8 protein-coding genes and 1 pseudogene are annotated in these 10,932 nt (G+C 63.3%); 8 read left to right on the top strand and 1 reads right to left on the bottom strand.

Features of this window, described 5'->3' with window-relative positions; translation table 11 throughout:
- The 7 genes and pseudogenes from NI2_RS33445 to NI2_RS34300 all read left to right on the top strand — a co-directional run.
- A pseudogene (locus NI2_RS33445) lies at window positions 1–270 on the top strand (hypothetical protein); the annotation flags it as partial.
- Between the two features lie 730 nt (window positions 271–1,000).
- Entirely contained in the window at window positions 1,001–1,378 is a 378-nt protein-coding gene (locus tag NI2_RS32355) for a tyrosine-type recombinase/integrase (protein WP_067499041.1), read from the top strand.
- 55 nt (window positions 1,379–1,433) lie between these two features.
- Window positions 1,434–1,958 (top strand): DUF4333 domain-containing protein, encoded by a 525-nt coding sequence (locus NI2_RS32350; RefSeq protein WP_084477119.1) that lies wholly within the window; start codon window positions 1,434–1,436, stop codon window positions 1,956–1,958.
- Between the two features lie 286 nt (window positions 1,959–2,244).
- On the top strand, window positions 2,245–2,943 hold the full coding sequence (locus NI2_RS32345; protein ID WP_133734067.1) for a DUF8548 family protein: 699 nt from the start codon (window positions 2,245–2,247) through the stop codon (window positions 2,941–2,943).
- 637 nt (window positions 2,944–3,580) lie between these two features.
- Entirely contained in the window at window positions 3,581–4,036 is a 456-nt protein-coding gene (locus NI2_RS32340; protein WP_067499034.1) for a hypothetical protein, read from the top strand.
- A gap of 1,068 nt (window positions 4,037–5,104) precedes the next feature.
- Window positions 5,105–5,614 (top strand): 5-methylcytosine-specific restriction endonuclease subunit McrB, encoded by a 510-nt coding sequence (locus tag NI2_RS34305; protein ID WP_067499032.1) that lies wholly within the window; start codon window positions 5,105–5,107, stop codon window positions 5,612–5,614.
- Between the two features lie 8 nt (window positions 5,615–5,622).
- Window positions 5,623–6,801: an McrC family protein gene (locus NI2_RS34300; RefSeq protein ID WP_067499030.1), complete on the top strand. Its 1,179-nt coding sequence runs from the start codon at window positions 5,623–5,625 to the stop codon at window positions 6,799–6,801.
- A gap of 558 nt (window positions 6,802–7,359) precedes the next feature.
- Here the strand turns inward: NI2_RS34300 and NI2_RS32325 are convergent.
- The gene (locus NI2_RS32325) at window positions 7,360–7,560 is read right to left on the bottom strand and encodes an IS3 family transposase (RefSeq protein WP_067499028.1); all 201 of its coding nucleotides are present in this window, start codon (window positions 7,558–7,560) and stop codon (window positions 7,360–7,362) included.
- 1,628 nt (window positions 7,561–9,188) lie between these two features.
- Between NI2_RS32325 and NI2_RS32320 the strand changes: the two genes are divergently transcribed.
- Window positions 9,189–10,932, top strand: a 1,744-nt coding sequence (locus NI2_RS32320; protein WP_157104716.1) for a DEAD/DEAH box helicase, incomplete at its 3' end; no start/stop codon positions are given.

Here is a 10,932-nt window from a genome sequence, read left to right as displayed (position 1 = left end):
TCGCCGTTGATTGGCCACACCAGCTGGGTGCGGTCGGTGGCGTTCGGGACCCGCCCGGACGGGTCACTGCTGCTGGCCAGCGGCAGCGACGACCACACAGTCCGGGTCTGGGATGTTGCGACCGGGCGACTCGAAGGTCTTCCACTGACCGGCCACACCGTCCCCGTGTTGTCGGTGGCGTTCGCTAGGGCACACGGCGAGTCGTTACTGGCCAGCTGTTCCGACGCAATCTATCTGTGGGCGCTGCTTCCTAGGACTCTCCGACCATGACAGCGCTTGTCGGAGTGTGGGAACGAGCTCTAGCCCCGGTGCCCCGGCAGGCGGGTGCCCCTATAGCTTCGCGTCAACCTTGGTGACGGTCTGATCGATGAGACCCGGCGTGGTCGGCGAGGAACGCCCAGAGATCTTGAGCCTATCGTCTTGGGTGGATGCTGAAGCTCACGGCTGTGAAGCGATGCTACATACTCGACTGGGTGATGACGCTCGCGAAATCGAGAACCCGTCCAGCGTTGGCGCGCTGCCTGGCTCGGTCTGTACTGGCGATCGCAACGGGCGGGCGCCCGGACAGCAAACGCCGTGGCGAACCGGTTCGGTGATCAGTGTCCAGGGTGAGCGCGTTCGACCCAGTACGTTCGCCCGTTGTGGCATCGGGCCAGCACGGGCGGCAGCGGGATGCACGCTGGGACGAAGGCGTCTAAGTCGTTGCGGTACAACCGGATCACCGTCTCATCGCCGTAGGTCTGGCCCATCGTCCACAAGTGGAATACCGGATCGTTTTCGACCCTGCCATGCCCTCTGTCGGGTGGCTCCGGCTTGCTCAGATCAACCACGGAGCCAGAGTAGCCCGGCCTAGTCTGTTATTGGGCGTCGGCTGGATTCGATGAGAAGCGCCGAACACCGCTAGCGCGCGAAAGCGTTGCCGATATCGACATCGAGAGATGGGCGACACGCTGTACGCCGTCGCCGGTCAGTTGCGCTGACCGACCAGATCACCCCGCCTATGCGCTACACCCCGCCGCGACTGAGCGCAGCTCTGTACGTGGCGAGTGGCGTGGGGGTCGGCTGGGCGGCAACCTTTTCAGCCAGATCGGGGCATCGCGGCTATGTCGCGCTGCTCAAGCTCGACCTCGGCGGCCTGCTATCATCCTCGGCGGCGCGTATCACCGGCGAAAAGTACTGCGCCGCAGCTGAGGTCGACATCGAGATGCACCAGCTGCGCCACGCTGGGGCCACCGAGCTGATCAACTCCTCGATCGAGTTCGTACGTCGGCGCCTTGGCCACGCTTCGACCGAGACCACCCAGATCTACACCTCGCTCGCCGACAATATCGCCGACGACGAGATTCGAGGTGTCCGGCGGCGACGCTCGGCGGGGTGAGGGTGAACATGCAGTCACGGGAAACGTGAGCAGGCCGATCGAATACGGTTGCCAGGTGAGTAAAGGACTGGCAAGGACGGCGCTGCTGGCCGCCTTCATGGCGTGTGGTGTCGTTGGGTGCGCAGACGAACCGACGGTTACTGCAGGTGGCGATGTGGCGTGCACCGATTTTCTCGCTGCGAGTTCGGACGAGCGCAGCAAGGTGATCAAAGACTTTCTCGCGGATTCGGAGCAGCAGTCGCCGGCTTCCACCGGGACAAGCCCGACAGTGAACAGCGTCCTTAAGTTCTGCTACACCGTCGGCAACCGTGAGGGCAGCAAGATCCGCGACTCGATCGCGTTCGAGTCAGTGTTGTTACCCGATGTGCTTGACGAGGCAGCGGTGGAGCAAGGGGTGAGCGGCATTCTCACGGATACGTATGGCATCCAGGGTGTTTCAAACGTGGACTGCCCTGCCAACGTACGTGTCGAATCGGGTCGGACGTTCACGTGCTCGGCCGTTATCAGCGCCAAGCAGCGGTCGGTGCCGGTCAAGATCACCGACAGTGAAGGGACCTACGAGGTGGGCAGGCCAGACTAGCTGGTTGCCGAGGCTCTGCTTCGTTGCCCCTCGCCGTCGCACCTCCACCGACTGACCGCAACGGGGAGTGGGCTCGAAACCGCTCACCGGCCGGGGCCGTACCGGGCTACAACCCGTACGGGCCCGGACAGATACCAACACAGCCAGCCCGCCTAAGCCGCTGATTGCGAAAGGGGTTGACGAATATCGCATCTGCAGGTTCGGCACGTGTGTGAGGGGTTCGAAGTCGTTTTCAGTAGCGCTCGAAGTGCTGCTCAGTCGCCACACCTAAGACCGGATCGGATCGGTGTCGGATGGGCACGCTAACTCTTCGGCGCGCCGCGGCGATGTCATGGCTATGTTGACCAGACCGGATGATCTCGGCAAGCTTGTGGCCTACGTCAGGTCGCTCGGCTTGGAACCGCGTGAGGCCGAGCGCCGATGGGACCACATCGGCGGGGTGATCGTCGATGCCTCCCTGCAACCGCGGACGAAGTACAAGACCGTCGTCCTCCCACGGGTTCGGAAGGTGATCTCGCAGTGGCCGGACGCGGCTGTGCTGTCGGGTTTTCGGCGCCGACTGGAATCCGAGGATCTTTCGGGTTTTCTCCGTTGGCGTTCGACTTCGCGCAAGCTCGCCGTCGTCACCGGCCTCACCGCGGCGCTGGACGGGCTGGGGATCGAGACTGTGGCCGAGTTGGCCGCATGCTACGACGGGGGTGAGCGTGAACAGCAGACGCGGCGTGCGCTGCGGCAGGTGAGTGGCGTCGGGCCCAAGACCGTTGACTACATCGCGATCTTGACCGGCTCGACCGGGCACGTTGCTGTCGATATGCACATCGCCGGCTTCGTCCGCGCCGCCGGTGTCCACGGTGGTGATTACCGTGCGATCAGCGCTCTGATCACTCGTGCCGCCAGCGAGTTGGGTTGCAGTGTAGGCGCCCTGGATGCGGCAATCTGGAACTACATGAGCAGCAAAGATCATCGAGAGGCCACTGAGGCGTGAACTGCCGGAACTCCCGACGCGAGGTCGGCTCTATCTCGCCACCGGGGTCCGTTCCGGCAGGCGTTGAAGGACTAATTCGATCAGGAGGGCAGTGCGGAGGTCTGGGCCATGAACTATGGCTACCGGGCCGGCGGCCCGCGTAGGTAGTCTTCGTGCCCCGGTGACGAGGCTGGCCCCAGGGCAACTTCCCGCGCTCCACGCTGCAACCGCGCGTACATCTCCACCAACGCTCGTTCGACAGCCTGCCCGACGACAGTGCCACGACGGCTCGTCGACTTTGCTTGCAGACGAGCGCATCGCTGGTCCGTTGCTGTGTGTCCAGATCTGAGTTCATCGGTTCCCAGGTGCATCGAGTCGTTCCTGGGTGCCGTCCGCGAAACAGCCGGTAACAGCGGACTAGCCGCTATGGATACGCAGTTGATTGGAATTGTCGACTGAGCTGGAGAACGTCGAGATGCGAGTACGAATCGGTTTGGTTGCGACGCTGTCGTTGGCCGTCGTCGTGTCGCTTTCTGGGTGCAGCGGCGATTCGCCTGATCACACGGGTTTGGATTCGTCATCCCCGAGGGTGACGACGCCGACGGGGCCTACCCACTCAACCACCGAACCGCTGGTGCTTCAGCGAAACGTGTGCTCGATGATCGATGTCGAAGCCTTGCGCGACGCAGAGATGTCGCCAGCGCTCGATGCGCCGGTCTCGATGCCGCCCGTGAGTGTCGACGACTCGGAATCTCACGGCTGCGCGAACGATCTTGGGGAGGTCAGTCTGCACATCGAGATCTACCGCGATGTTACGCAGGCTCGGCAAGCGGCCGATCATGACACCCAGGATCCGAGCGGCCCGGGAAATCCTTTCCCGAACGCGGTGAGGGTGCCGTTCGGGGAGCCCCGCGGCGGGGCGAAGTTGATAGCTACCCAAACTGGGATTTCTCGTGTGACCTGGTCTAACGGTGTGCACTATGCACTGCTCGAAATCAACTCAGATCCTGAGATCAGGGGAGTCCGATCTCGTCACCCCTTCGAGGTATTGGATACACTCATCGACCGGTTGGTCAATCGCGCGGATCGCATGTTGACCGAGGGGAACTGGTGAGCACGGGGCGGGCGACGGCGTTATCTCGAGCGGCGTCTCGCGACCCGTAGTCGTGTGGCAAGTACCGATTCGAAAGCTGCTCCACCGGCAGGTTTTTGCGAGCACCGAGAAAAAGTATCGTGCCCATTACCGAGAGAAGCAGTCGGCTTGCCCCAGCAGGTCCCGCGTCGTGCACGAAGGTCGTGTTCTTGATCATGATTGTCGCCGAAGCAGTCGGCCTCGAACTGGTCCGCTGAGTTCAGAGTCTTCAGACCGGATGTGCTCGCAGGCCAGAGCTCGAGGCTGTTCGCTCGACCGCGTCGAGCAACGCAGTAACAGTTGGCGCGCCATAACCGAATTCCTGTGAAGAGGCAGATCAAATCGGCCGACCCGTAATGCAGGAGGCGTGCACCACCGATGCAATCCGCGAACCTTACTCGGGGCTGAACGCATGCAACGTGCTGCGCGCGGTGGGCTTCGCAGCCGGCACTCATCGGGTTCATCGTTCTCGTCGTGCCACTCAAGGCCTATTCCCCCTCGAGGGCGGCAGATTTGCCAGCGCCGGGTTGGCCTACAAGCAGCCCCAGGCATTCACCCGCGAGGTAGACCTCCTCGGTAGCGTGCTCCCGGGCCATGCTCCCGATGCTATGGAGCACCGCGGCGGGGTGATCGACGCGAGGGCACCTTGTCGGTACCCACCGCTACTTTCGACGCAGCGAGGAGGAAACGTGACTGACCGTGAGGACTTCACCGTCCAGGAGCATGACTTTCAACGACGATGGCACCGAGTGCACATCGACCGGTTCGACGCCGAGAACGACCCGTCTGCCAGATCGTGGCGGGAGCGCCGTCTCACGCCGCACGCCGACGAGGCCCGGGCGTTCCTCGACGCCCTTGAGCGGTCAGGCGATCTGAGCGCGTTCCAGGCCGGCACCGATCGCTGGATCCGGAGCTTTGAATCCGGATACGGCGGTACCGCCGGGCAGATGATCATCAACCAGATCAACAAGATGTCCCCGGATCCCGACGCCGCAGCGACCGTCTTGATCGACGCCCTATCGACTCCGGCCGACCTGGACGACGCCGTCGGTGCTGTTCCTGTTCGAGTACCGGGACACTCCGGTCCGTACCCTGTACCGCCCCGACGACCCGTTCGAACTGTCGCAGGACATCTGGTTCATCGGAACGATGAACACCGCCGATCGGTCGATCGCGCTGGTCGACGCGGCGCTGCGACGACGATTCCACTTCGTGCCGTTCTTTCCCGGCCACGGCCCCATGGCGGGCCTACTGGATCGGTGGCTGGAACGCGAAGGCGAACCGAAGTGGGTCGGCGAACTCGTCGCGCAGGTGAACGACGAGCTCGAAAGGGAACTCGGCGGACCGCACCTGCAGCTCGGCCCGAGCCACTTCATGAAACACGGGCTCACCGAGGATTCGTTACGGCGGATCTGGGAGTACGACATCGAGCCGTTCATCGAAGACCAGTTCTTCGGCGATGCCGACCGCATCGCCCGGTTCCGTTTCGACCAGGTATGGAATCACTTCAACGATTTGGCGCCCGAATCGGTCGTCGAGGGCAACACTCAGACGGTCTGAGGCCGACGATGATTCTGAGGGAGTACGAGTCGCGTGAAGTCGGACTGACGCGCGCTCAGGCCGAGTCGCTCCAGAACACCGGGTTTGTCGGCGTGGCACCGGCAGGCTCGGACCGGTGGCGCATCACCACCTCGTCGTACGTCGGAACGCTCGTCGTCGACGACGTCGAACTGCTGATCCGTCCGAAGGTCAACCCGGAGAACCTCTTTCTGCTCCTCGAGCCGGGCTTGCCCTCGCGCGCTTGGCGGAGCGAGGCATTCGCGTACGACGCCACGTCCGATCTGCTGACCTCCATGGTGGCCTTCTACGCGCGCACGCTCGAGACCACGCTCGCGAGGGGCGTCTTGCGGTCGTACCGCACAACGCACGACCGCCACGTCGCACTGCGCGGGCGAATAGACTTGGCAGGCCAGTTCCGGCAGGCCGGACTCCTGACCCCGGTCGCCTGTACGTACGACGACTTCACCGAGGACATCCTGGAGAACCGGATGCTTCGCGCCGCAGCGCTTCGAGCGCTGCGGGTGCCGCGGCTCGACCCGAGCGACCGTCAACGGCTGAAGCGACAGCTCGGAGCGCTGGCCGAGGTCGCCGACGTACCCGTCACGGCAGCGACCGCGGACGCGATTCACCTCACCCGGCTGAATGAGCACTACGCCCCGGCGCTCGGGCTTGCGCGCCTCGTCCTCGGGAATCTCACCCTCACCGATGCCGCGGGGGCGTCGTCTGCGTCGTCGTTCATGGTCGACATGAACGATCTGTTCCAGCGCTTCGTCGGCGAACGACTCCGCCGGGAATTGCGCGGCCACCTGGAGGTGCTGGACGAGCCGACGGTGTATCTGGGAACGAGTAGGCAGGTCTCGATGCGCCCGGACCTTGTCTTCCGCGCCCCGCGGGAACGACGCGCGGTCTATGTCGGGGACATCAAGTACAAGCTGACCGACACTGGGCGGGGACGGAGCAGCGACTACTACCAGTTGCTCGCGTACACCACGGCCATGGATCTCCCCGAAGGGATCCTGATCTACTGTCGGCACACCGACAACGAGACCGAACGGCGCACCGTCGTCGTGCGCAACGCAGGAACCAGACTGGTGGTGCGGGGCATCGATCTGAGCGGATCCGCCGAGAGCGTCGAACAGGAGATCGCAGCTCTCGCAGGCGAGATCAGGGCATCGCTCAGTCGTTGACACCGATCAACTGTCGAGACCGGTGGACGCGGCAAGATCGAAAAAGCGGATGTCGCGGAGAACTGTGCCGCATCCCCGACGAGGAGAGTCCCGTGTCTCACACCTATCGAATGACGAAACGCCGATCGGTTACGACAGGATGGCGGGGACGGGTCGGTCGTGGTGCTGATCAGCGGCGGACTGGATGACGGCGCCGAGGACCTCCCCTCGCCGAGTATCTCGCCGCGGACTTCACGGTCGTGGGATATCGCCGCGGCGGTCGTGGCGACGGCGGTGACACCCTGCCAACCTCGTGCAGCGTGAGACGAATATCTCGACGCGGTCATCGAGGCGAACGGCGGTACGGCACACCTCTTGGGCGCGTCCTCCGGCGACGCGCTGGCACTGGAGGCGGCGTCAGCTGGCCTGCCGACCGGCCGGATCGCCGCTCACGAAGTGCCCTATCTCGTCGGGGACGACACGGCGGTCGTCGGTGTTGGGCTGAACCGATCGGTCGGTCTGTCGACTGATTGCTTTCTCTAAATGGGCTGAGGTTCCCCCGCTAGTCCGGAGAGCGGATTATCTGGTTCCAGAGGGAACCCGGTGATGATAGATGGCTTCGTACTCATCGGGTGATCGCCAGCCGAGCTTCTTCTGGATCTGCTGCGTGTTGTACCAGCCGTCGATGTAGGCGAAACAGGGCGTTCTCGGCGTCGTCCCTTGTCCGCCAACTGTTCCGATGACCCACTCGGTCTTGAGGGTGGGGAAGAATTTCTCCATGAAGGCGTTGTCGTAGCTGTCGCCGACCGACCCATGGATTGTGCGATCCCGTTGTCGGCGAACGAGTTCGCGAACCGGATCGCCGTGTAGGGGGCGGATTCAACTGGTCGACGCAACGTTTCGTTGTTGAAACGATTGGAGATGCTGCTCCATCGCCTAGGCTGGCGTGCCCCACCCCAGGACTTTGCGTGTTGGGCGCATCCGCCTCGATCGGCGGCACCGACGAAAATCCCGGCCCGCTTGCGGGGATGGACCCGAGGATGTGCTCGCGATCTGTCGACCCGTCTACGCTGTGCGTGGGTAGCGGCGTTTGCTGTCCGGGCGCCCGCTTCGTTGCGATCGTCAGTACAGACCGACCCCGGCAGCGCGCCAACGCTGGACGGGGATCTGGCGAGGAATCTGAAGAAAGCAGACGCCGGCGATGGTTCGGTGATCAGTGTCCAGGGTGAGCGCGTTCGACCCAGTACGTTCGCCCGTTGCGGCATCGAGCCAGCACGGGCGGCAGCGGGATGCACGCTGCGACGAAGGCGTCTAAGTCGTTGCGGTACAACCGGATTACCGTCTCATTGCCGTAGGTCTGGCCCATCGTCCACAAGTGGAATACCGGATCCTTTTCGACCCTGCCATGCCCTCTGTCGGGTGGCTCCGGCTTGCTCAGATCGACCACGGGGCCAGGGTAGCCCGGCCTAGTCTGTTATTGGGCGTTGACTGAATTCGATGTGGTTAATGTGTGTTGGGTCGAGTGCTGCGGGCGCGGCTTTGCTGCGCTTTCGAGAATTCGTTAACTGCGCCCGTGCTCGGTCGGTGTCGTGACGATGCACCGCCAGGCCGCTCGATGGACGGCTAGGGTGCTGTGACGCTGCGGTATGACGGTGGCTGCTGAGGTCGCGTGATGAGGTGTGTGTATGTGGAACCGGATGCTGGTTTGCCTTGTTGGTGATTTCGGCTTCGGAGCGGTCGAAAGTGAATGAAATTTGGCTGGTTGGCCTGCTACGCGCAGGTCAATTAGTGTGCTCCCCGCGCGAGCGGGGCCCGGGCGCGAGGTCGTCGAGCCCCACAACGACGGGCCCGCATGCCGAAGGGTTGGAAGCATATGTGCCAGGGCGACAAGTACAACGGGCAGGTTCTGTCGAAGCACTACACCTTCTAAGTCGCCTGTCCCGTAGCTAGGCGGGAGGACCCGAACCGAGAAGGTGAGGGGTTCGATTCCCCTTAGCGCCACAGTATGCGCAGTTCAGGCCGGGTTCTGAGAAGTCATCGGAACCTGGCCTGACTCGTTTTCCCCACTAAGTCACCACGAATTCGCGCGACAACTTCTGCGGCCATGTGGGTCGGTCGTTGAACGGCGAGCGTGTACCTGCGAGCCCTGGCAAGCAGGCCTGAGCCTCAGGGTTGGCGCAGCCGGTGGTTACAAACGGCATGGGACGTGTCCGCCGCTCACGCCTCGTCGCTGCCGACACTGCTCAAGGGCTACAGCCCTAACGATCTGCATTCCGCGCGCTGATAGGCTGCGAGCCACCGTTCGAATCGCGTGCGGCCATTCATATTCGAGCTGTGAGCTCCGAACGCGACTGAACCTAGCTTCTGTCGAGAACCTGCCAGCAGACCATGCGCATCGTGAGGCCAGAATGCCGGACAACGCTGATGTAGCTCCACCGCCGCAATTCCGCGGCTTGTTCGTAGGGATCAACCGCTACCGCTCCGCCTCGGTACGGCGGCTGGCGTCGGCCACCCGTGACGCCAAAGCACTGCACGCCGTCTTCGCCGACAACCTCGGCGACACCGACACCACGCTACTGGTGGACCGCGCCGCCACCAAGCAAGCAATCTTGGACGCCCTCACCGACCTCAGAACCCGAAGCGCGCCCGAAGACATCGTTGTCCTTTCATTCTCCGGCCACGGCAGCACGACTCATGAACTGGTTACGCACGACGCCGACCCCGCAAACCTTCCGTCGACGTCATTGCCGCTCGACGAGTTCACCGACTCGGTGAGCGCGATTCCGGCTCGGCAGCTGATCGTGATCCTCGACTGCTGCTTCGCCGGAGGTGCCGGTGCGAAGGTTCTCAACGCCCCGCTGGCTTCACGCGGCGGTCTCTCCGGCCTGCCCGAATCCACCGACGCGCGGCTGGAGCGCATGGCGGGAACTGGACGGCTGATCCTCGCGGCGGCCACTGGAGAGCAAGAGGCGTGGGAGGACCCCCGCCTTGGGCATGGCCTGCTCACGTATCACCTACTGCGGGCGCTGATGGGCGCAGCTGCAGAAGGCAGCGAGCAGGTTCGCTTGTACGACCTACTGGCATTCGTCACTCGGGAGGTCAAAGCGAAAGCCTCTGGGACTGTTGCCGCCGAGCAGGATCCCAGCCTGCGGGGCCAGGTGGACGGGGAGCTGTCCTGGCCAGTCTTCACCGACACAGGCCCGCTCTACTCGGCACAGTTCCCGTCGTCGGTTCTTGCTCCGGTCAGCCATGAACTCGCCAGCTTGCGTGGTCATGGCATCTCGGAGCTGGTACTCGACGCTTGGGCAACGCGCATCGACAAGCTCAACGAGCTCCAGGTAGACACCATCAACCATGGACGTCTTCTTGCCGGCGAGAACATCCTGGTGACCGCACCGACTTCGTCCGGAAAGACGATGATCGGGGAACTTGCTGCGATCCGTGCCGCCCACATGGGTGGTCGGTCGGTGTTCCTCCTGCCGACACGTGCCTTGGTCAACGAACAATATGCGCGATTCGACAAGACCTATGCGCCGCTGGGTCTACAGGTCATCCGCGCGACAGGGGAAACCGCCGATCATGTGCCTGCCCTTCTTCAGGGACAGTTCGACCTGGCAGTGCTGACCTACGAGAAGTTCGCCGGTCTCGCACTGGGTAACCCCCACATACTCAGAACGCTTTCGGTCGTCGTCATAGACGAGGTCCAGATGCTGGTCGACCCCAGTCGCGGCGAGTACCTCGAATTCCTGCTTACCTTGCTCAAAGTGCGTCGTTCAGAAGGCATCACACCGCAGGTAATCGCGTTGTCTGCGGTGCTCGGCGACCTCAGAGGTCTGGACAGCTGGCTCGACGCGAACACTATTGCTCGCACCGAGCGGCCAGTGCCCCTGCTCGAAGGGGTGCTCGGGCCAGACGGGATTTACCGCCACCTCGACGCTGACGGTGAAGAAGCGACCGAAAAACTTATCGCCCCCATCGGATTGATGCAGAGTAGTCAACACGTGATCATCCCCTTGGCCCGTGCACTCGTGGACCAAGGTCAGCAGGTCATCATCTTCCGAAACATCCGCGGTACAGCCCGCGGGTGCGCGCGATATCTTGCCCAAAGCCTGGGTCTTCGACCTGCCGAGGCTGCCCTCGACAACCTCGCGG

The sequence above is a fragment of the Nocardia ignorata NBRC 108230 genome, from assembly GCF_001612905.1.
Taxonomy (GTDB): Bacteria; Actinomycetota; Actinomycetes; order Mycobacteriales; family Mycobacteriaceae; genus Nocardia; species Nocardia ignorata.
Note: the sequence above shows the minus strand (reverse complement) of the source record. Positions and strands in the feature narration are given on the sequence as shown.